The 18677-nt window shown below is 62.9% G+C and carries 22 protein-coding genes, 1 tRNA gene and 2 pseudogenes; 11 read left to right on the top strand and 14 right to left on the bottom strand.

Translation table 11 applies throughout. The features are described 5' to 3' along the window. Nucleotides 1–190 precede the first annotated feature (190 nt). On the top strand, nucleotides 191–1411 hold the full coding sequence (locus VOI21_RS02585; protein WP_323767392.1) for an ROK family transcriptional regulator: 1221 nt from the start codon (nucleotides 191–193) through the stop codon (nucleotides 1409–1411). A gap of 369 nt (nucleotides 1412–1780) precedes the next feature. Then, nucleotides 1781–2536 (top strand): annotated as a pseudogene (locus VOI21_RS02580) (IS5 family transposase). 9 nt (nucleotides 2537–2545) lie between these two features. On the opposite strand, the gene VOI21_RS02575 reads toward VOI21_RS02580, so the two are convergent. After that, the gene (locus VOI21_RS02575) at nucleotides 2546–2779 is read right to left on the bottom strand and encodes a transposase (RefSeq protein WP_323768410.1); all 234 of its coding nucleotides are present in this window, start codon (nucleotides 2777–2779) and stop codon (nucleotides 2546–2548) included. A 169-nt stretch (nucleotides 2780–2948) separates the two neighbouring features. Between VOI21_RS02575 and VOI21_RS24190 the strand changes: the two are divergent. After that, nucleotides 2949–3128 (top strand): annotated as a pseudogene (locus VOI21_RS24190) (IS110 family transposase); the annotation flags it as partial. Between the two features lie 215 nt (nucleotides 3129–3343). Here the strand turns inward: VOI21_RS24190 and VOI21_RS02570 are convergent. Next, a tRNA-Leu gene (locus VOI21_RS02570) sits at nucleotides 3344–3429 on the bottom strand. Between the two features lie 149 nt (nucleotides 3430–3578). Here VOI21_RS02570 and VOI21_RS02565 point away from each other — a divergent pair. Continuing rightward, a complete protein-coding gene (locus VOI21_RS02565; protein ID WP_323767390.1) occupies nucleotides 3579–4562 on the top strand; it encodes a complex I NDUFA9 subunit family protein in 984 nt (327 codons plus the stop codon). Between the two features lie 85 nt (nucleotides 4563–4647). Here the strand turns inward: VOI21_RS02565 and VOI21_RS02560 are convergent, their stop codons facing one another. From VOI21_RS02560 to VOI21_RS02545, 4 genes are all read right to left on the bottom strand, one after another. Then, nucleotides 4648–4911 carry a DUF6455 family protein gene (locus VOI21_RS02560; RefSeq protein WP_323767388.1) on the bottom strand — a complete coding sequence of 88 codons (264 nt, stop codon included), beginning with the start codon at nucleotides 4909–4911 and terminating at the stop codon, nucleotides 4648–4650. A 10-nt stretch (nucleotides 4912–4921) separates the two neighbouring features. After that, on the bottom strand, nucleotides 4922–5221 hold the full coding sequence (locus VOI21_RS02555) for a DUF6455 family protein (RefSeq protein WP_323767386.1): 300 nt from the start codon (nucleotides 5219–5221) through the stop codon (nucleotides 4922–4924). Nucleotides 5222–5224: 3 nt separating this feature from the next. Further along, the gene (locus tag VOI21_RS02550) at nucleotides 5225–5482 is read right to left on the bottom strand and encodes a DUF6455 family protein (protein WP_323767384.1); all 258 of its coding nucleotides are present in this window, start codon (nucleotides 5480–5482) and stop codon (nucleotides 5225–5227) included. Nucleotides 5483–5575: 93 nt separating this feature from the next. Next, entirely contained in the window at nucleotides 5576–6286 is a 711-nt protein-coding gene (locus VOI21_RS02545; RefSeq protein ID WP_323767382.1) for a M48 family metallopeptidase, read from the bottom strand. 92 nt (nucleotides 6287–6378) lie between these two features. Between VOI21_RS02545 and VOI21_RS02540 the strand changes: the two genes are divergently transcribed. Then, the gene (locus VOI21_RS02540; protein ID WP_323767380.1) at nucleotides 6379–6795 is read left to right on the top strand and encodes a DUF393 domain-containing protein; all 417 of its coding nucleotides are present in this window, start codon (nucleotides 6379–6381) and stop codon (nucleotides 6793–6795) included. A gap of 9 nt (nucleotides 6796–6804) precedes the next feature. After that, nucleotides 6805–7035, top strand: a complete 231-nt coding sequence (locus tag VOI21_RS02535; protein WP_323767378.1) for a hypothetical protein — start codon at nucleotides 6805–6807, stop codon at nucleotides 7033–7035. A 5-nt stretch (nucleotides 7036–7040) separates the two neighbouring features. Here VOI21_RS02535 and VOI21_RS02530 read toward each other — a convergent pair whose 3' ends face one another. Then, complete coding sequence (locus VOI21_RS02530) at nucleotides 7041–7298, bottom strand: DUF167 domain-containing protein (RefSeq protein WP_323767376.1); 258 nt, start codon at nucleotides 7296–7298, stop codon at nucleotides 7041–7043. Between the two features lie 99 nt (nucleotides 7299–7397). Between VOI21_RS02530 and VOI21_RS02525 the strand changes: the two genes are divergently transcribed. Both VOI21_RS02525 and VOI21_RS02520 read left to right on the top strand, forming a co-directional pair. Next, nucleotides 7398–7976, top strand: coding sequence for a nitroreductase family protein (locus VOI21_RS02525; protein WP_323767374.1), 579 nt, complete (start codon nucleotides 7398–7400; stop codon nucleotides 7974–7976). Continuing rightward, entirely contained in the window at nucleotides 7973–8662 is a 690-nt protein-coding gene (locus VOI21_RS02520; RefSeq protein ID WP_323767372.1) for an EI24 domain-containing protein, read from the top strand. The genes VOI21_RS02525 and VOI21_RS02520 overlap by 4 nt, the downstream gene beginning before the upstream one ends. 12 nt (nucleotides 8663–8674) lie before the next feature. Here the strand turns inward: VOI21_RS02520 and VOI21_RS02515 are convergent, their stop codons facing one another. Further along, entirely contained in the window at nucleotides 8675–8965 is a 291-nt protein-coding gene (locus tag VOI21_RS02515; protein ID WP_323767370.1) for a DUF1467 family protein, read from the bottom strand. Then, complete coding sequence (gene mce / locus VOI21_RS02510) at nucleotides 8965–9369, bottom strand: methylmalonyl-CoA epimerase (protein WP_323767368.1); 405 nt, start codon at nucleotides 9367–9369, stop codon at nucleotides 8965–8967. The genes VOI21_RS02515 and mce overlap by 1 nt, the downstream gene beginning before the upstream one ends. A gap of 134 nt (nucleotides 9370–9503) precedes the next feature. Between mce and VOI21_RS02505 the strand changes: the two genes are divergently transcribed. Further along, nucleotides 9504–10223: a response regulator gene (locus VOI21_RS02505; RefSeq protein WP_323767366.1), complete on the top strand. Its 720-nt coding sequence runs from the start codon at nucleotides 9504–9506 to the stop codon at nucleotides 10221–10223. Here VOI21_RS02505 and VOI21_RS02500 read toward each other — a convergent pair. The 4 genes from VOI21_RS02500 to VOI21_RS02485 form a co-directional block, all read right to left on the bottom strand. Further along, a complete protein-coding gene (locus VOI21_RS02500; protein WP_323767364.1) occupies nucleotides 10156–10455 on the bottom strand; it encodes a hypothetical protein in 300 nt (99 codons plus the stop codon). The genes VOI21_RS02505 and VOI21_RS02500 overlap by 68 nt on opposite strands. Further along, nucleotides 10455–10793 (bottom strand): DUF1800 family protein, encoded by a 339-nt coding sequence (locus VOI21_RS02495; RefSeq protein ID WP_323768408.1) that lies wholly within the window; start codon nucleotides 10791–10793, stop codon nucleotides 10455–10457. The genes VOI21_RS02500 and VOI21_RS02495 overlap by 1 nt, the downstream gene beginning before the upstream one ends. Before the next feature lie 227 nt (nucleotides 10794–11020). Continuing rightward, on the bottom strand, nucleotides 11021–12802 hold the full coding sequence (aspS, locus tag VOI21_RS02490) for an aspartate--tRNA ligase (RefSeq protein ID WP_323767362.1): 1782 nt from the start codon (nucleotides 12800–12802) through the stop codon (nucleotides 11021–11023). A gap of 176 nt (nucleotides 12803–12978) precedes the next feature. Then, a complete protein-coding gene (locus tag VOI21_RS02485; RefSeq protein ID WP_323767360.1) occupies nucleotides 12979–13653 on the bottom strand; it encodes a type II CAAX endopeptidase family protein in 675 nt (224 codons plus the stop codon). Nucleotides 13654–13818: 165 nt separating this feature from the next. Between VOI21_RS02485 and carB the strand changes: the two genes are divergently transcribed. Together carB and VOI21_RS02475 are read left to right on the top strand one after the other, a co-directional pair. Continuing rightward, nucleotides 13819–17175, top strand: coding sequence for a carbamoyl-phosphate synthase large subunit (carB, locus tag VOI21_RS02480; protein ID WP_323767358.1), 3357 nt, complete (start codon nucleotides 13819–13821; stop codon nucleotides 17173–17175). Between the two features lie 64 nt (nucleotides 17176–17239). Next, entirely contained in the window at nucleotides 17240–17584 is a 345-nt protein-coding gene (locus VOI21_RS02475) for a hypothetical protein (protein WP_323767356.1), read from the top strand. Between the two features lie 150 nt (nucleotides 17585–17734). Here the strand turns inward: VOI21_RS02475 and VOI21_RS02470 are convergent, their stop codons facing one another. Further along, nucleotides 17735–18466 carry a DUF3592 domain-containing protein gene (locus VOI21_RS02470; RefSeq protein WP_323767354.1) on the bottom strand — a complete coding sequence of 244 codons (732 nt, stop codon included), beginning with the start codon at nucleotides 18464–18466 and terminating at the stop codon, nucleotides 17735–17737. Between the last annotated feature and the right edge of the window lie 211 nt (nucleotides 18467–18677).

Genomic DNA, 18677 nt, shown 5'->3' with positions numbered 1-18677 from the left:
GGTCCAACGCGGCAGTTCTAGCAGACCCAAGAGCCGGGATGAATTCCGACCCTTCGACGTCTAGAAACCCGATTCGGCCTATTCTTGTCAACATAAATCATTCCAGTTTATTTATTATTGACATGAGGCGTCGGAAAGAGAAATCTGCCTATAGAAGACGCGCGACACCAAAGCGTCTGGGAGGAACATGATGGACAGCACTCACAGAGGCGGTGACCCGGCCAACCTGCCGTCAGACAGCGTGCGCGGCTCTAATCAAAGCGGTGTTCGGGCACATAACGAACGGCTGGTTCTGTCGCTGGTCCGGCAATACGGACCGCTCCCCAAGGCCGAGATCGCCCGGCTGACCGGCCTGTCGGCGCAGACCGTGTCGGTCATCATGCGCGCCCTTGAAAAAGAGGGTCTGCTGAAAAAGGGCGAGCCGGTGCGCGGCAAAGTCGGCCAGCCTTCCGTGCCGATGAGTCTGGCGCGGTCAGGGGCATTTTTTCTGGGTCTCAAGGTGGGGCGTCGGTCGTTGGATCTGTTGCTGACCGATTTCAACGGACATGTCGAAGGGCGCGTGCACCTGTCCCATCGTTATCCCACCCCCGACAGCGTGGTGAAATTCGCAAACGGGGCGATTGCGCAACTGCTTGACCAGCTGTCGCCAGAGCATCGCGCCCGCGTCGCCGGATTGGGCATCGCCACGCCCTTCCGGATCTGGGATTGGGCGAAACCGCTTGGCCTGCCGGCCTCGGAATTAGAGGCGTGGCGCGACCGAAAAATCGCAGATGAACTGGCCGAGGCATGGGACTTTCCGGTCTACCTGCGCAATGACGGCTCTGCCGCGTGCGGGGCTGAACTGGTCTTTGGCGACCAGAACAAACCGCGCGATTTCCTGTATTTTTTCATCGGGTTCTTCGTGGGTGGCGGTCTGGTGATCGACAATACGCTGTTCACCGGACGCACCGGAAACGCCGCCGCCTTGGCGTCGATCCCGATTGGCATCAAGGGCACAAAGGTCAACCAACTGGTCGATGTGGCCTCGATCTACACGCTGGAACGGCTGGTAATCGATGCGGGCGGCGACAGTGGTATGATCTGGGACAATCCGGCCCAATGGGATTTGCCCGAAGGCGTTCTTGACGCTTGGATATCTCGCGCCGCCGAAGGGTTCGCCTATGCCATTCTGTCCGCGACCTGCCTGATCGATTTCGAATGCGTGGTGATTGACGGATGGCTGCCGGACCCGGTGCGCGCTGCGCTGGTCTCACGGACCGCGCAACGCCTGAATGAAATCCGGGTGGCGGGGATCGAGGTGCCAGAGCTTCGCGAGGGCAGCATTGGCCGGGACGCGCGCGCGCTTGGCGCGGCCAGCCTGCCTTTGTCGGACAAGTTTCTGGTCGACCGGAACGCGTTTCTCAAGGGCTGACAACACTCCGACCGCGCCCGGTCGGCGGTTGCTCCGCTTGTCGGAGAGCGTGATGCGCGCGTCCCATTTGCCATCGTTCACCGTTCCCAAGACAAGGCGCAAACTGACCTGGCGCGCCGCTTCGAGGGCGTTGGTCGCATTGCGGTCCGCAAGTTTGCATAAGAACAGCGTTCGGTTCAACGCGGGTGAGATAATCGGGCGCGAATGCAATTGACCGCTGTCGATCATTTCGCGCGCAAACAGATGAATTCATATAGCACAGCCCAAACCCTCGGCCAGAGTACCTAAAATCCCCCGAGCAAAGTAATGGTCAGGACCCATCGCTCCCGGGAAGCTGCATGATTCACCGCTGGAAAAACGAGCGATGACATGTCTGATCTTTTCTGGTTGAGCGATGCGCAGATGGCGCGTCTGGAACCTTTTTCCCGAAGTCCCACGGCAAGCCACGTGTCGACGACCGACGCGTGCTGAGTGGGATTATCGTCATCAACCGCAATGGTTTACGGTGGCGTGATGCGCCGTGGGAGTACGGTCCTTACAAGACGCGCTACAACCGTTGGAAGCGCTGGAGCGATAAAGGCATCTTTGCGCAGATAATGGTTGGTCTGGCTGCCAACCACGGCGAAGAGAAGACCGTGATGTTCGACGCAACCTATCTCAAGGCCCACCTGACAGCGACCAGCATGGGCGTAAAAAAGGGGGGCGTGGACGCCTGATTGGCCGGACCAAAGGCGGCATGAACACCAAGTTGCACGCCATCTGCGACAGTCAGGGGCGGCCACTCAACTTGTTCGTCACCGCTGGACGGTCAGCGACTAGATCGGGGCACGGGCCTTGCTGAGCAGCTTGCCCAAGGTCGAATGGTTGCTTGGGGATCGAGGCCATGACGCCGACTGGTTCAGAGACGCGTTGAAAGACAAAGGGATAAGATCATGTATCCCCGGTCGGAAACAGCGCAAGATCCCTGTCAAATATGACAAGCGCCGCTACAAACGCCGGAACCGGATCGAGATCATGTTCGGCAGTCTCAAAGACCGGAGACGCGTGGCCACACGATACGACAGAGGCCCCAAGGTTTTCCTCTCCGCAATCGCACTCGCCGCCATGGTCATCTATTGGTTATGAGTCCGGAGCCTAGTGGTGCACGATTTCACGCCGGGTTATGCCCTCAGGCGTCCGCCGAGTGGCATAGACCTTGGTTCTCTCATCAACTCGCATACGTTTAAAAGATACCCGGTAGAAGGCGACGTTGGCTTGCCGATAGCCATCTCGGTTCAGACCCATCCGGTTTGTCTTGCCGCTGGACACCGAGATCGGGCAGACACCACATTGGAGCTGCCCCGATTTTGTCCCGGTCGTCCCCGCGATTTATTCGGATCTGAACGGATACTTGGGCTGCGGACCGGCATGATAAGATGAGGTGGGAGATATTCCAGGCAGGATACAATTGGCGTCGACGTTCCCAAGACCATGCTTGATGCGTTTGGCTCATTGATAAGGTGAACACTGGAAATCCCGGTAGGCCCAGCGGTTTGCACAAGCCATCAGGCGTGTAGCCAAGACGGACAGAATCGACACCGAGATGCTTGCCAGGATGGCAGTAGCACTGCAATTCGAGCCGAAGGCGGTGCTTTCGGAAGGCGTCGTCCGCCTACGTGAACTGTTGGTGTTTCGCTGTGTCCTGATCAAGGATAGCACTGCGGCAAAGACGCGCCTCAAGACCGCTATTCGGGCCATGCAGTGGTGGCTCCTCGCGCAACGTCAGGCGATCGCACGATGGATAATCTTCGGAATTGCCCGTTCGCTCAAGCGCTGTGGTCTGGAAAGTCGAAACGCGCCTGGCACCGCTCGCCGCAAGGTGGGCAGAAAGGTGGATTGGAGGTCGAAAGAAACACTTTTTTCCCATTTTTACAGATGCTTGTGGGAATTTAGTGGTGCCCAGGAGAGGACTCGAACCTCCACGGCCTTGCGGCCACTGGCACCTGAAGCCAGCGCGTCTACCATTCCGCCACCTGGGCTCAGGTGCGTGAGGAGGGCATTTACGCTTGCCTGCGCGGGGTGTCAACGCGGTTTCTCAAAGATTTTTCGCGCGGCAAACGGGCGCCTTGCCGGGGCGGCTTTGGCCCGGTATTCCTGCAGCGCAAGCTTGGCTACAGGAGAGCCCCCCATGTCCAAACTCGTCACCATCTACGGCGGCTCGGGATTCGTCGGGCGTTACATCGCCCGCCGCATGGCCAAGGAGGGGTGGCGCGTCCGCGTCGCTGTCCGACGCCCCAACGAGGCGATCTTTGTGCGCCCCTACGGCGTTGTCGGCCAGGTAGAGCCGGTTTTCTGCAACATCCGCGATGATGACAGCGTGCGCAGCGTGATGCATGGCGCGGATGCGGTGGTGAACTGCGTCGGCACCTTCGACAAATCCGGCAAGAACAACTTCGACGCGGTCCAGAACGAGGGCGCGGAACGAATCGCCCGCCTCGCCACTGAGGAGGGAGTCGCCCGGTTGGTGCATGTTTCGGCCATCGGTGCCGATACCGAAGGCTCCAGCCTGTACGCCCAGAGCAAGGGCAAGGGCGAAGAGGGCGTTCTGCAGAACTTTCCGCAGGCCGTCATCCTGCGTCCATCGGTGATTTTCGGCCCCGAGGACCAGTTTTTCAACCGGTTCGCCGGGATGACTCGTCTGGGACCGGTCCTGCCGGTCGTCGGGGCGGATACCAAATTCCAGCCGGTCTATGTGGATGACGTGGCGCTTGCCGCCGTCAAGGGCGTGCTGGGAACGGCACAGCCCGGCATCTATGAACTGGGTGGTCCGGACGTCATGACCTTCCGCGCCTTGATGCAGTTGATGCTGAAAGTGATCCGCCGCCGCCGCCTGATCCTGAACATCCCCTTCTTTGCGGCCTCCGTGATCGGGTCGGTGTCGGATCTGGTGCAAAGCATATCACTGGGACTGGTTCCGGCGCAGATCACCGCCGATCAGGTCCGCAGCCTGCGCCACGACAATGTGGTATCGTCAGAGGCCAAGGGCTTTGCCGATCTGGGCATGACGCCCACCGCGGCGGCGGCGGTGCTGCCTGACTATCTCTGGCGCTTCCGGCCCTCGGGTCAGTACGACGCGATCAAGGAATCGGCCCAGAATTTGCGCCCACACTGATCCCCGCCGGGCAGCCAGCCGGACATTGGCTGCCCGCGATTAGACCAATAGACACTACTCACAAAAACGCCCTGCCGGACGGGCTTTAGACGCGCCGCCTCAGGTCCGTCAGAATCGTGCTGTTACAACAGCCCGGCGGCGGCGACGGGGTCAGGGTGGTCTGTTCGGCCAGCCAGTTCTCACAGGCCGCGACCAAGGCGCACCCCCGGCAGCGGGTGACCATGCCCGCATAGGTGTCGGGCGCAAGACTGCCGGTGTTCATTGCCGCGTTCAGGTTCAGGCCCATGACGCGCGCGACGCTGCGCGTCATGAAAAAATGCCGGGCGGGATCGCCAAGCGTCAGGGTCATCATATCTCTCCTAGGGCGCAGGATCTTGCATCGCGTCCTTCAACGTGGCAAGCCGTTTGCGGTTGATACAGGTGTCCGGCAGGGGCCGGTCGTCCTCTACCGGGGCGTCCAGCCAGCGCCCACAGCCATCGGCCCATGTGCAGCCTCGGCACCGGGTCACGATTCGCGCCCAGTCAACTTGCGTCAGCAAACCGTCTTCGACGGCGCGAACAAGGTCCACGCCAGTGGCCTTGGCCATCCGTTGAACAAGCCAGTAATGCTCAACCTCATCGCCAAGGGGCTTCGGGGCGGGTGGACGCGAACCGGTCATGGATCACTCTTGCTCCATGGCGCGAAACAGGGCCGCGTTGCGACAGTACTCTGGCACATCCGGGGCCGGGTCGGTCTGCGTTTTCAACCAGTGTTCACAGGTATCGGCAGAGGTGCAGGCCGTGCACCGTAACACCGCGTCCTCCAGTTCCGAGATCGTCAGCTTGCCGCGCAGCATCTGCTCTTCAAGATCGACGCCGCGGGCCTGTGCCATATTATCGACCAGCGCCGCGTGCCGTTTGAGTGTGGTCTGACTTTGCATGAGTCCGTCCCCTTGGTCCTGATCCGATAGCGGTCAGGATGACGGTTCGGGGCGTGGGTTGCCTTGATACAGGTCAACGTCGCGTCAGCAGGCCTATTGCGCGGCCAGCGCCTTTGCGGTGTCAGCCACGATCCGCAGGCGGGCGGCGTTGGGCGGGTGGCTGCCAAGGAACCTGTTGCCCGGATCGGGGATGCGGGCAAAGAAAGCCGCGCCGTTCACCGGGTCAAAACCCGCGCGATAGGCGATGATGGTGCCCAACTGGTCGGCTTCCAGCTCAAACTCCTTGGAATAGGTGCGCGCTCCGACGGCAGCCCCCAGCTGTTCGGCATTGCGCACCGCCTCGGCCTCTGCTCCGCTGATGGCTGCGATCCCGGCAAAGACCACAGCGCCGATGGTGGCGCTTTCGCGGGTCTTGGCCAGATGGTCCTGAATGTGATGCGCCGCCTCGTGCCCCATGACAAAGGCCAGTTCGTCGGCGTTGCGGACCGAATTGATCATGCCGATGTTGAACGCCAGAATCGGCCGCCCGAACCGGTCCACCGTCTGAAAGGCGTTGGGTGCAAGGTCGGCCCGGTCGTCGATGACGATCTGGAAATCGCAGTTCATCCCCGTGGTGCGCTTGCGGCACTCGCGTTCCGCCACCGGCTCGACCGTCTGGACAACCTCGACAAACTGCCGCGCGGCGCGATTGGCGCGCAACTGCGCCTCTGATCCACCGGCGACTGAGGGCGCAGGAGTCGGCAGAGACATCGGCGCGCAGGCAGAAAGCAGCGCAAAAGCGAAAAGCAGGGTCAGGCGATACATGAACGGTCCAGACAACGAAGAGTGCTAGGAATACGTAGGCTGCATTCGCCCCCTGCGCCAGACGGTCACGTTCACTTGGCGGTGTTGCGCCGGTGCCCTACGTCTACGGCATGACCGAAAAGCTCACCGTCATCTACAACGATACCTGCCCGATCTGTTCGCGTGAGGTGGACGGCTATCGCCGCATGACCCCGCGTGCGGGGGCAGAGATCACCTATTGCGGCCTCTCTGGCACGGGTCAGGCGGATCACGGCCTGACAGAGGACGCGGCGGCGCGGCGGTTTCACGTGATCCATGACGGCGCGTTGCTCAGCGGGATGCCCGCCTTTGCCGCGCTCTGGGATCAGATGCCGCGCCTGCGCTGGCTGGCATGGCTGGTGCGGCGACCGGGCCTGCGCCAACTGACAGTGGGCCTGTATGATCACTTGGTGGGCCCAGTGCTCTACCGGATGCACCTGCGCCGCACGCGCCGTCAGAATTCGGTTTCCGGCCCCGCCGGGTCGCGATAAGCTGCACATATGTTCAGTGTAGAGCACGATTTCGACGCCACCGTGGTGACCCTTGTGGATGAGGGCAAAGCGCCTCTGAAAGAGGACGTTGTCATCTCCAGCTTTGAGGAATGTGTGACGGTCGAACAATACGACCCGCGCACTGATCGGGTGGAAAAGATCACCCTGTCGATTTCCCAGATGCACGACCTTGTCGCTGCCGTCAGCATGCCCGAAGGGGTCTACCGCCGGGACGAGTGACAGCGTCAGTCCGCGATCCGGAACAGCTTGTCGCGTGAGGTGTCGCCGCGCACCAGCTCCAACCGGCTTTTCGGGACGCCCAGCGCCTTTGCCAGCAGCTTGATCACCGCCGCGTTGGCCTTGCCGCCTTCTGGCACGGTGGTCACGGTCACGCGCAGCCCGGTGTCGTCGCGCAGGACGCCATTGCGCGCCGCCTTGGGCGTGACGCGCACGGCAATTGTGGTGCCGGGAATGGCGAGGTCGCTCAGATCGGGCAGTTTCATGGCCCTTCGCATACAGGCTGTGTGGCGATGCGCAAGAAAAGCGGTTGAATCCCGCGCCGCGCGGCCTGACATAACACGCGAGTGACCGAAGGAGACGCCATGCCCACCCCAAATCCTGCCGCGATGGAGTTTCTGCTCAGCCGCCGCTCACGCCCTGCCAAGACGCTGACCGGCCCCGCCCCGGACGACGCGGCGCTGATGCCGCTGCTGACGGCGGCGGCACGCACCCCCGATCATGGCAAGCTGGAGCCTTGGCGCTTTATCGTGCTGCGCGAGGGCGCGCTGCGGCGGTTGGCGGGGGAGGTCGCGGCCTGCGGCGAACGGCTGGGCAAAAGCGCCGAGGACATCGCCAAGGCGCGCGATGCCTATGACCGCAGCCCGCTGGCCGTGGTGGTGGTCGAGGTGCAGGTGGACAGCCCCAAGATCCCGCCGTTGGAACAGACCTATTCCGCCGGGGCCGCCTGTCTGGCGCTGCTGAACGCGGCGCTTGCCTCGGGCTGGGGGGCGAACTGGCTTTCGGGCTGGGCAAGCCACGACCGTGGCTTTGCCGAGGGCGCGCTGGGTCTGGCCCCGCATGAGAAAATCGCAGGCCTGATTCATATCGGCACAGAGGGGTCGGCACCGCCCGAACGCCCGCGTCCGGATATCGCGGCCATCACCACATGGGTTTCGGAATGATCTTCGACGCGGTGTCGCGGGCCATCGCGCAATTGCCGGACCCGCGCTTTCGCGGTGTGCTGATCCGCGGGATCGGCATTACCCTTGCGTCCCTGATCGCGGCGATTTTCGTGGTTTTTCAGGTGGTCGGCTGGCTGATCGGCGACAACCCAAGCCTGCCATGGATCGGCAGCGTGTCCTGGCTGGACGATGCCGCCAGTTGGGCCTCTGTGCCGGTGATGCTGGTGTTCTCGGCTTTCCTGATGATCCCGGTCGCCTCGGCTATCACCTCGCTGTTTCTCGAAGAGGTCGCGCAGGCCGTCGAGGATCGCCACTACCCCGGCCTCGGCCCCGCCTCCCCGGTCAGCTTTGCCGACGGGTTACGCGATTCGCTGGGGTTTCTGGGCACACTGATCGTGGCCAACCTGCTGGCGCTGGTGGTCTACCTGCTCTTTGCCCCGCTTGCGCCGTTCATCTTTTGGGCGCTCAACGGCTTTCTGCTGGGGCGGGAATATTTCACCCTCGCCGCCATGCGCCGCGTGGGCCGCGCCGAGGCCCGCAAGCTGCGCCGCCGCCACATCGCCGCGATCTGGGCGACCGGGGTGATCATGGCCGTGCCGCTGACCATCCCGGTCGTCAACCTGCTGGTGCCGGTGCTGGGCGCCGCCGCCTTCACCCATGTCTTTCACCGGGTGACCGCGCGCTGACGCCCTTTGTCCTCACTTGACGTGAGAGGTGCCGTCCATCCGGTTGAACATCCAGCTGTCGATGTCGCGCACCGTCACCACCTCGAAAATGATGATCGAGGCCACAACCGCCCAGATCACCGCCGCAATGCCGGTGGTGATCCATGCCTTGCGCTTGAGGTTGTGAACCTCGGGGCTGCCGGCATGGGTGCCGGGCACCACTTCGCCCATGTCGCCTTGGGTCTTCAGCCGGATCGGGATCGCGACCAGAAAGGTCATGAACCAGATCACCGCAAACAGAACGATCCCCGAGGTAATGCCCATCAGACCTGCTCCAGCTCGACAAGGCAGCCGTTGAAATCCTTCGGGTGCAGGAACAGCACCGGCTTGCCATGCGCGCCGATTTTCGGCTCGCCGGTGCCCAGCACCCGCGCGCCGGTTTCCTTCAGGTGGTCGCGTGCGGCGATAATGTCATCGACCTCGTAGCAGACATGGTGAATCCCGCCCGAGGGGTTCTTTTCCAGAAAGCCGTTGATCGGAGAGTTCTCTCCCAGCGGATACAGCAGCTCGATCTTGGTGTTGGGCAATTCGATGAAGATCACCGTTACGCCATGATCCGGTTCGTCCTGCGGCGCGCCCACCTTGGCCCCCAGAGCGGTGCGATACTGCGCTGCGGCGGCGTCAAGGTCGGGTACGGCGATGGCCACGTGATTCAGGCGTCCGATCATCTCAATTACTCCATGGCAAGTGTTGCCAGAGGTTATGGCGCTAAGGCCACCACCGGACAAGACGGTGCGACCCTTAACCGCTTGTTCACCGTGTCACGCCAATCTGGTGGACGACTCGGATAGGAGCGCCTGCCATGGACGACACACAAAAGCTTTCACCACACTTGCGTCCCACCGCGACGCGACCCCTGTTGGGGCTGACGATCCTCGTGGTTGAGGACAGTCGATATTCCTGCGATGCGATGCGCCTGCTCTGCTTGCGCTCGGGCGCGCGCATCCGGCGGGCGGATTGCCTGAAATCGGCCCGCCGCCATTTGCAGGTCTACCGCCCCAGCGTGGTGGTCATCGACCTTGGCCTGCCGGACGGATCGGGGGCCGAACTGATCGCCGAACTGGGCGTCGCTTGTCCGCGTGTCGATGTGATCCTTGGCACCAGCGGCGACATCTTTGCCGAAGAGGTGGCGCTGGCCGCCGGGGCGGACGGGTTCCTGGCCAAACCGGTGTCCTCCGTCGTCGCCTTCCAGAACGCGATCCTCAGCGCGCTGCCGGTCGAACGGCGGCCCACCGGCCCGCGCCTTGTCTGCGATGAACCTGTTCTGCCTGATCCGTTGGCGTTTCGGGACGACATGGTGCATGCCGCCGACGTGCTCTCGGTTGCGCCGGGCGATGACCGCAACCTTGCGTACCTGACGCAATTCCTCGCCGGGGTGGCCCGCAGCGCGGGGGACGGCGTTCTGCAAAAGGCGGCAGAGGATCTGGCTGATGCCCGCGCCGCTGGGCAGCCGGTCAAATCCAGTCTCGCCCGGATCTCTGCGCTGGTGCAGGACCGCGTCGCCGACCGCATCGCGATCTGATCCGCCGTAATGGCAACAGCCCCGTGTCTTCGCCGATGTCCAGACTGGGAAAGATCGTGGTCTCCAGCGCGTTGCGCGCGACCCCGTAGAGACTGCGTACCAGCCACGCCAGATGCGCCCGCAGGTCGCGCGTCGGCATGACATCGCGGCGCTTGTACAGCGCCGCCTCGTCCAGTCCGGGCCAGTCGGCGATCACCCGTCCGCTGCGCATCGCACCGCCCGCCAGCACCATCACCCCGCCAGTGCCGCGCCGGGCCTCTGTCGGTCTGTTCCGGTCATCATGCCGCCGCCATAGGCCTTGCCCATCACGGTTTCCGGTCCCGGTTCCGCCAGCGGCGGGCGAAACACGGTGCCCGCCTGTTCGGAAAACACCAGCCCGGTCAGCAATTCCGCCAGTTGGCGCACGTCTCCTTGGGTATATGGCGCGTCGACGCCAAAAGTGTGCAGTTCCAGCAACTCCCGCGCGAGGTTTTCGCACATGCCTGTCTTGCCGGGAAACCGCCGCGCCTGTGGAGGATTCGGCCCGGCAGAGGCCTGCTGATCAAGGGAGTGCAGCATCAAGGGGCGGATGGCCGATTCGAGTTACGGAGAGGTCGCCACATGCATCACGCTGGCTTTGCCTTGTGCGGTGATCCGGGGGAAACGACCGCAGCCAAACCGGATAGCGGCAAGTACGGGATCAACCATGGGTCTGCCTCAACGCTGTTGCCATCCGTGTTGAGGATGCGGGGCAAAGATGCATTGCCCCGCAAGTCAGTGTGACCGTCGTGTCGGCGGAAGGGTGCCTTGGGTCGCCATCAATCCTGAGGAATGACGCGTAGCCCCAGTTCCATCAACTGCTCCGAGGACGGATCGGAGGGCGCGCTCATCATCAGGTCTTCGGCGCGCTGGTTCATCGGGAACATGATGACCTCACGGATGTTCGACGTGCCCGCCAGCAGCATCACGATCCGGTCGATGCCCGCAGCACAGCCCCCGTGCGGCGGCGCGCCGTAGTGGAAGGCGTTGAACAGTGCACCAAACCGCGATTTGACCTCATCCGAGCCGTAACCGGCAATTTCGAACGCCTTCAGCATCACTTCGGGCTTGTGGTTACGGATCGCGCCGGACACCAGTTCATAACCGTTGCAGGCCAGATCGTACTGGAAGCCTTTGACCGCCAGCGGATCGGCCTCCAGCGCCGCCATCCCGCCCTGCGGCATGGAAAACGGGTTGTGCTCGAAATCGATCTCGCCTGTTTCCTCGTCCTTTTCGTAGATCGGGAAGTCCACGATCCACGCAAAGGCAAAGCGGTTCTCGTCGATCAGCTTTAGCTCATGGCCCAGCGTATCCCGCGCCTTGCCCGCCACCCGCTGGAACGCCGCCGGTTTGCCGCCAAGGAAAAACGCCGCATCGCCGACCCCAAGGTCCAGCTGTTGACGGATCGCCTCGGTCCGTTCCGGGCCGATGTTCTTGGCCAGCGGGCCTGCGGCCTCGATGCCCTCGCCCTGATCGCGCCAGAAAATATACCCCATCCCCGGCAGACCCTCTTTCTGGGCCCATGCGTTCATGCGGTCACAGAACTTGCGGCTGCCGCCCCCCGGCGCGGGAATGGCGCGGATCTCGGTGCCGTCCTGCTCCAGCAGCTTGGCAAAGATGGCAAAGCCGGAACCTGCGAAATGCTCGGACACAACCTGCATCTCGATCGGGTTGCGCAGGTCGGGCTTGTCGGTGCCGTATTTCAGCGCCGCCTCAGCGTAGGGGATCTGCGGCCAGCTTTCAGGCGCATCCACCGACTTGCCGCCGCCGAATTCCTCGAACACACCGGCAATCACCGGGCTGACCGTGTCGAACACGTCCTGCTGGGTGACAAAGCTCATCTCCATGTCCAACTGGTAGAAGTCGGTCGGAGAGCGGTCGGCGCGCGGGTCCTCGTCGCGGAAACAGGGCGCGATCTGGAAATACTTGTCGAACCCGGACACCATGATCAACTGCTTGAACTGCTGCGGGGCCTGCGGCAGGGCGTAGAACTTACCCGGCTGCTGGCGCGACGGCACCAGAAAGTCACGCGCACCCTCGGGCGATGACGCGGTGATGATCGGTGTCTGATACTCGCGGAAATCCTTCGCCCACATCCGCTTGCGGATGGACGCCACAACATCGGACCGCAGCGTCATCGAGGTCTGCATCGCCTCGCGGCGCAGGTCCAGATAGCGGTACTTCAGGCGGGTTTCCTCGGGGTATTCCTGATCGCCGAACACGATCAACGGCAGTTCATCGGCGCTGCCCAGAACCTCCAGTTCGCGCACGAAGACCTCGATCTCGCCGGTGGGCAGGTTCGGGTTCACAAGGCTGGCGTCACGCGCCAGCACGTTGCCGTCGATACGGATACACCATTCCGAGCGCACCTTTTCCAGTGCGGCAAAGGCCGGGCTGTCCGCGTCGGCGATCACCTGCGTGATGCCGTAATGGTCGCGCAAGTCGATGAAAAGCACGCCGCCGTGGTCGCGGATGCGATGAACCCAGCCTGCCAGGCGGACGGTCTCGCCCACTTGGTCCTTGGTCAGGTCGGCGCAGGTGTGGCTGCGATAGGCGTGCATGTCGGGCCCCTTTGGATATGCGCAAAAGACAGGCGCGATACATCCCGAGGGGCGCAGGAAGTCAAGGGAGCAGGCTTTAATTGGCGAGAATCAGAGGGCCCTTCCCCCCGCGCGGACCGGCGAACAGGCCGCAAAAGGCGCAAAACCGGCGCCGACCCGGCCGGATCAACGGCCCCCTAGAACGGGCGCACCACGTTGCCCGAATAGAAAAAGACACCCAGACCCAGCGCAAACAGGATCACACCGGACAGCGAGTGCAGCACAACCGCCTCGGCGAAACTGCCGCGCCGCTCATAGGCCCATGCAAAGATCAGCCCACCGGAAAAGGTCATCGCCGCGACGATCCAGTTCCAGTACATCAGATGCGCAAAGGAAAAGAGCGCGGCGTTCAGCACCAGCGGGGCCCAGTCACCGCGTGGCAGCAGCCCGCCGTAGCGGCGAAAGAACAGCGGCCGGAACACCAGTTCCTGCGGCAGCGCCGACAGCACCGGATACAGCAGCGCAATCATCAGCATCAGCAGCGGGTTGATGCGCAGCAGGGCAAAGGCCGCCTCTGGCGCGGTCAGCAGGACCACGGCCAGCCCGATTGCGGTGGTGGCCGCGCCGAACCCCGCCACCAGACGCCAGTCGATCCGGCCCGCACCCAGGGCCAGTGACCGCCATTCAAATCCCGGCGTCAGATGCAGCAGAACCAGACCCAGCGCGGTAAAGCCGAACAACAACGGAAACATCACATTCGGCGGAAAGGCCACGGCGATCACCAGCGGGATCACCGCAAACAGCCCGATGAACTCGACCCACAGCCGCAGCCGCCGCAGGGCGGGGTCGCTTTCGTCTGACACAATGGACACGCGGGCCGCTCCTTGCTCTGGTCGCCTGCCACAGATAGGTGCGACGCTGCGGCGTACCACCCCGTTCGAGGCTTGCGCTCGAAGGCGCGCCGCGTATAACGCCGACAATTTGCCACGTGACACCCCCCGCGACCCCCGCATCCCGGGGCTAAAATGGAGCGCCCGATGCCCAAGAGAACTGACATCCAGTCCATCATGATCATCGGAGCCGGCCCTATCATCATCGGGCAAGCCTGCGAATTCGACTACTCGGGCGCACAGGCCTGCAAGGCGCTGCGCGAAGAGGGCTACCGGGTCATCCTCGTGAACTCGAACCCGGCGACGATCATGACCGACCCCGGTCTGGCCGACGCCACCTATATCGAACCGATCACCCCAGAGGTCGTCGCCCGCATCATCGAGAAAGAGCGCCCCGACGCGCTGCTGCCCACGATGGGCGGTCAGACCGGCCTGAACACCTCGCTCGCGCTTGAGGAAATGGGCGTACTGGAGAAATTCGGCGTCGAGATGATCGGGGCCAAGCGCGCCGCCATCGAGATGGCCGAGGACCGCAAGCTGTTCCGCGAGGCGATGGACCGCATCGGCCTTGAGAACCCCAAGGCCACCATCGTCACCGCCCCCAAGAACGCCAAAGGCAAGTTCGATCTGGATGCCGGCGTGTCGATCGCGCTGGAAACGCTGGAATATGTCGGCCTGCCTGCCATCATCCGCCCCGCCTTTACCCTTGGCGGCACCGGCGGCGGTGTGGCCTACAACCGCGAGGACTACATCCACTACTGCCGCACCGGCATGGATGCCTCACCCGTGGGTCAGATCCTCGTGGACGAGTCGCTGCTGGGCTGGAAAGAGTTCGAAATGGAGGTCGTCCGCGACAAGGCGGACAACGCGATCATCGTCTGCGCGATTGAGAACGTCGATCCGATGGGCGTCCACACCGGCGATTCGATGACCGTGGCCCCGGCCCTGACGCTGACCGACAAAGAATACCAGATCATGCGCAACGGCTCGATTGCCGTCCTGCGTGAGATCGGCGTGGAAACCGGTGGCTCCAACGTGCAGTGGGCCGTGAACCCGGAAAACGGCCGCATGGTGGTGATCGAGATGAACCCGCGTGTGTCGCGCTCCTCGGCGCTGGCCTCCAAGGCAACGGGCTTTCCCATCGCCAAGATCGCGGCCAAGCTGGCCGTGGGCTACACGCTGGACGAGCTGGACAATGACATCACCAAGGTCACGCCTGCCAGCTTTGAACCGACCATCGACTATGTTGTCACCAAGATCCCGAAATTCGCGTTCGAGAAATTCCCCGGCTCCAAGCCCTATCTGACCACCGCGATGAAATCCGTGGGTGAGGCGATGGCCATCGGCCGCACCATCCACGAATCGCTGCAAAAGGCGCTCGCCTCGATGGAATCGGGCCTGACCGGTTTTGATGAGGTCGAAATCCCCGGCGTCGGCGTCGATGCATGGACCCTTGCGCCTGACAAATCCGCCGTCATCAAGGCCATCGGCCAGCAGACCCCCGACCGGATGCGCACCATCGCGCAGGCCATGCGCCACGGCCTGACCGACGACGAAATCCACGGCGTCACCATGTTCGACCCGTGGTTCCTTGCCCGCATCCGCGAGATCGTCGAGGCCGAGGGCGAGATCCGCACAAACGGCCTGCCGCAGGACGCGGACGCCATGCGCACGCTCAAGATGATGGGCTTTACCGATGCCCGCCTCGCCAAACTCACCGGGTTTGCCGAAAAGGACGTCCGCAGCCGCCGCCACGCGCAGGGCGTGACGGCTGTGTTCAAACGCATCGACACCTGCGCCGCCGAGTTCGAGGCGCAAACCCCCTACATGTACTCCACCTACGAAGAGCCCATGATGGGCGAGGTGGAATGTGAGGCCCGCCCCTCTGACCGCAAAAAGGTGGTCATCCTTGGCGGTGGCCCCAACCGCATCGGGCAGGGGATCGAGTTTGACTATTGCTGCTGCCACGCCTGCTTTGCGCTGACCGACGCGGGCTATGAAACCATCATGATCAACTGCAACCCCGAAACCGTGTCGACCGACTACGACACCTCGGACCGGTTGTACTTTGAGCCGCTGACCTTTGAACACGTCATGGAAATCCTGCGGGTCGAGCTGGAAAACGGCACCCTGCACGGCGTCATCGTCCAGTTCGGTGGCCAGACCCCGCTGAAACTCGCCAACGCGCTAGAGGCAGAGGGCATCCCGATCCTCGGCACCACGCCCGACGCCATCGACCTTGCCGAAGACCGCGAGCGTTTTCAGGCGCTGGTCAACCAGTTGGGCCTGAAACAGCCGCGCAACGGCATCGCCTCGACCGACGCGCAGGCGCTGGCCATCGCCGAGGACATCGGCTTTCCCCTCGTGATCCGTCCCTCTTACGTCTTGGGTGGCCGCGCGATGGAAATCGTCCGCGACATGGACCACCTGCGCCGCTACATCTCAGAGGCGGTTGTGGTCTCGGGCGACAGCCCGGTGCTGCTGGACAGCTACCTGTCCGGTGCCGTGGAACTGGACGTTGACGCGCTCTGCGACGGGCAAAACGTCCACGTCGCCGGCATCATGCAGCACATCGAAGAGGCGGGCGTGCACTCGGGCGACTCCGCCTGTTCCCTGCCGCCCTATTCGCTGGACAAGGCGATCCTGAAACAGATCGAAGAGCAGGCCCACGCGCTGGCCAAGGCATTGAACGTCGTCGGCCTGATGAACGTGCAGTTCGCGATCAAGGACGGCGAGATCTACCTGATCGAGGTGAACCCAAGGGCCAGCCGCACCGTGCCTTTCGTCGCCAAGGCGACCGACAGCGCCATCGCCTCCATCGCCGCCCGCATCATGGCCGGAGAGCCGCTGTCCAACTTCCCGCTGCGCGCGGGCTATGCCGAAGACACCGACTACGACACCGATGTGCCGATGGCCGACCCGATGACGCTGGCCGATCCCAACATGCCGTGGTTCAGCGTCAAAGAGGCGGTGCTGCCCTTCGCCCGCTTCCCCGGCGTCGACACGATCCTTGGCCCGGAAATGCGCTCGACGGGGGAGGTCATGGGCTGGGACCGCTCCTTCCCGCGCGCCTTCCTCAAGGCGCAGATGGGCGCGGGCAACGATCTGCCGACCTCTGGCGCGGTGTTCTTTTCGATCAAGGACGACGACAAGACCCCCCAGATCGCCGAAACCGCGCGGGTTCTGGTGGACCTCGGCTTCACCATCGTGGCGACCCAAGGCACCGCCAGCTTCCTTGAGGCGCACGGGATCACCTGCGAACTGGTCAAAAAGGTCTACGAAGGCCGCCCCAACGTGGTCGACCTGATGAAGGACGGCGGCATCCAACTGGTGATGAACACCACCGAAGGCGCCGCCGCCGTGGCCGACAGCCGCGAAATCCGCTCTGTCGCGCTCTACGACAAGATCCCCTACTACACGACTGCAGCGGGCGCCCATGCGGCCGCGCTGGCAATGAAAGAGCGTGAAGAGGGTGAGTTGGTGGTGAAGTCGTTGCAGGGGTAAGCGGTACTAACTATCCTGCCTAGTAACGTATTAAAGTCGGGGGAAACAAAAGGGAGGGCAAGGCGTGCACTTACTCGGTTTCCTTCTGACTTCCATAGTCGCACTTCTTCTTGCACAGCGCATGACTTACAGGGAGGCGTCTGCATTGATCCGAAACCAACGCGCCCTGCCTCAGTTTAAGCGCGCTGTTGTTCGGGCTATGCTCCGCCGAACGTTTATTCTCAATTTCATCGGAAACGTGTTGTTCCTCTTTGTGTTGGTATTCACGGGTGACGGCTGGTTCTTTGTTGCCTTGCCTGAAATTGCTCTCGTCGCGATATTAGTGCTTGCTTTGCTGTGTGTTCCGGCGCTTGTGCTGGCAGTGTTCTTGGCCAGGAAAATTGCTTGGGAAATCCGTTTCGGAGAGTAGATCTGATTTTGGGATCCAACACCCTGAATGCTTGGCTCCCACACCCAAACTTGGTTTCAAATGATGGCGGCCACACCAAGCGAATGGCGATGCCAAAGGCGAGACGGGCAGGCGCGCACTCGGCTCCTTGCTCCCTCCGTAGGGCGGGGTTCACCCCGCCTCCCGCCGAAACCTCTGCACCCCCCAGATCATCGCCAAATTCGCCACGCCAAACCCCACCGGCGGCACCAACATCGACGCCATTGCCAATGGCAAACTCACCCATCCAATATGCGGCAAGGCCCATGCCTCGACCGCGTAGCGCAGCCAGATCGACAGGGTAAAGAACGACACCGCTGCACAGATCATCAGGATCACCGACACCACCCGCACCCATCGCGGCAAGGGACCGGCCTTGGGTCGGACGCGCGGTTCCGGCGCTGCACTCTCCACCCGTCGGGCCTTTCGCCAGCGCGGCACCATCGGCACGATCAAGCATCCGGCAAAGAACAGCAGGAACATCCACGCCAGCGCCATGCTCCGGCTTTCGAACAGCGGGTCCACCAAGACGGACTCGGGATCGTCTGGCAAATAGCGCAGCGGTATGCGCGCGCCCGGCTCCACCGACCTCAGGAAATCCCGCGTGACCTGCGTCTCCACCGTCATCCTGCGCCCTGCTGCCTCAAACCGGACCGTGGCGAAATACCGAAGGCGGGGCGGCTTGTCCGGTTGCGTGTTGGTCCGCTGCGTGCGCCCGGACACAAAGACCGCTGTCGTGTCCACCCCGTCCCGCTCAAACCGCGCGGCGCGGGTCGAGGCGCTGTAGATCAGCGCCACCAGCACAAGCAACAGCAGCGCGATCAGCCCGGTCACGATCAGCGGGATCGGTTTGCGCGTCTCCATCAAACGGTCCTGTTGCGGGTCTTTGGAAAATCGGATGGTCTGGCGTCGGCCGGTGACCGCTGCCAGACTATCAACGAAACCGGTGAAATCCACCAATGCCGGGTGGCAAATCGCCGCCCAAATCCTAACGCTTTGTAAATTCGTCTCTGTAACCCATTGATTTTGCGTGTGCGCGCCCTTGTCCACGCGTGGACAGCCGGGATGTTATCCC

The organism is Antarctobacter sp., assembly GCF_034670325.1.
Lineage (GTDB): Bacteria > Pseudomonadota > Alphaproteobacteria > Rhodobacterales > Rhodobacteraceae > Antarctobacter.
Note: the sequence above shows the minus strand (reverse complement) of the source record. Positions and strands in the feature narration are given on the sequence as shown.

Excerpts from the sequence above, each read along its gene's own strand:
- VOI21_RS02515 (WP_323767370.1), bottom strand. The coding sequence starts at position 8,965 with ATGGGCATTACCTCGGGGATCGTTCTGTTTGCGGTGATCTGGTTCATG.
- carB (WP_323767358.1), top strand. The coding sequence starts at position 13,819 with ATGCCCAAGAGAACTGACATCCAGTCCATCATGATCATCGGAGCCGGC.
- VOI21_RS02535 (WP_323767378.1), top strand. The coding sequence starts at position 6,805 with ATGTTCAGTGTAGAGCACGATTTCGACGCCACCGTGGTGACCCTTGTG.
- VOI21_RS02500 (WP_323767364.1), bottom strand. The coding sequence starts at position 10,455 with ATGGTGCTGGCGGGCGGTGCGATGCGCAGCGGACGGGTGATCGCCGAC.
- mce (WP_323767368.1), bottom strand. The coding sequence starts at position 9,369 with ATGATCGGACGCCTGAATCACGTGGCCATCGCCGTACCCGACCTTGAC.
- VOI21_RS02550 (WP_323767384.1), bottom strand. The coding sequence starts at position 5,482 with ATGCAAAGTCAGACCACACTCAAACGGCACGCGGCGCTGGTCGATAAT.
- VOI21_RS02520 (WP_323767372.1), top strand. The coding sequence starts at position 7,973 with ATGATCTTCGACGCGGTGTCGCGGGCCATCGCGCAATTGCCGGACCCG.
- VOI21_RS02565 (WP_323767390.1), top strand. The coding sequence starts at position 3,579 with ATGTCCAAACTCGTCACCATCTACGGCGGCTCGGGATTCGTCGGGCGT.
- VOI21_RS02545 (WP_323767382.1), bottom strand. The coding sequence starts at position 6,286 with ATGTATCGCCTGACCCTGCTTTTCGCTTTTGCGCTGCTTTCTGCCTGC.
- VOI21_RS02560 (WP_323767388.1), bottom strand. The coding sequence starts at position 4,911 with ATGACCCTGACGCTTGGCGATCCCGCCCGGCATTTTTTCATGACGCGC.
- VOI21_RS02585 (WP_323767392.1), top strand. The coding sequence starts at position 191 with ATGGACAGCACTCACAGAGGCGGTGACCCGGCCAACCTGCCGTCAGAC.
- aspS (WP_323767362.1), bottom strand. The coding sequence starts at position 12,802 with ATGCACGCCTATCGCAGCCACACCTGCGCCGACCTGACCAAGGACCAA.
- VOI21_RS02470 (WP_323767354.1), bottom strand. The coding sequence starts at position 18,466 with ATGGAGACGCGCAAACCGATCCCGCTGATCGTGACCGGGCTGATCGCG.
- VOI21_RS02525 (WP_323767374.1), top strand. The coding sequence starts at position 7,398 with ATGCCCACCCCAAATCCTGCCGCGATGGAGTTTCTGCTCAGCCGCCGC.
- VOI21_RS02530 (WP_323767376.1), bottom strand. The coding sequence starts at position 7,298 with ATGAAACTGCCCGATCTGAGCGACCTCGCCATTCCCGGCACCACAATT.
- VOI21_RS02555 (WP_323767386.1), bottom strand. The coding sequence starts at position 5,221 with ATGACCGGTTCGCGTCCACCCGCCCCGAAGCCCCTTGGCGATGAGGTT.
- VOI21_RS02505 (WP_323767366.1), top strand. The coding sequence starts at position 9,504 with ATGGACGACACACAAAAGCTTTCACCACACTTGCGTCCCACCGCGACG.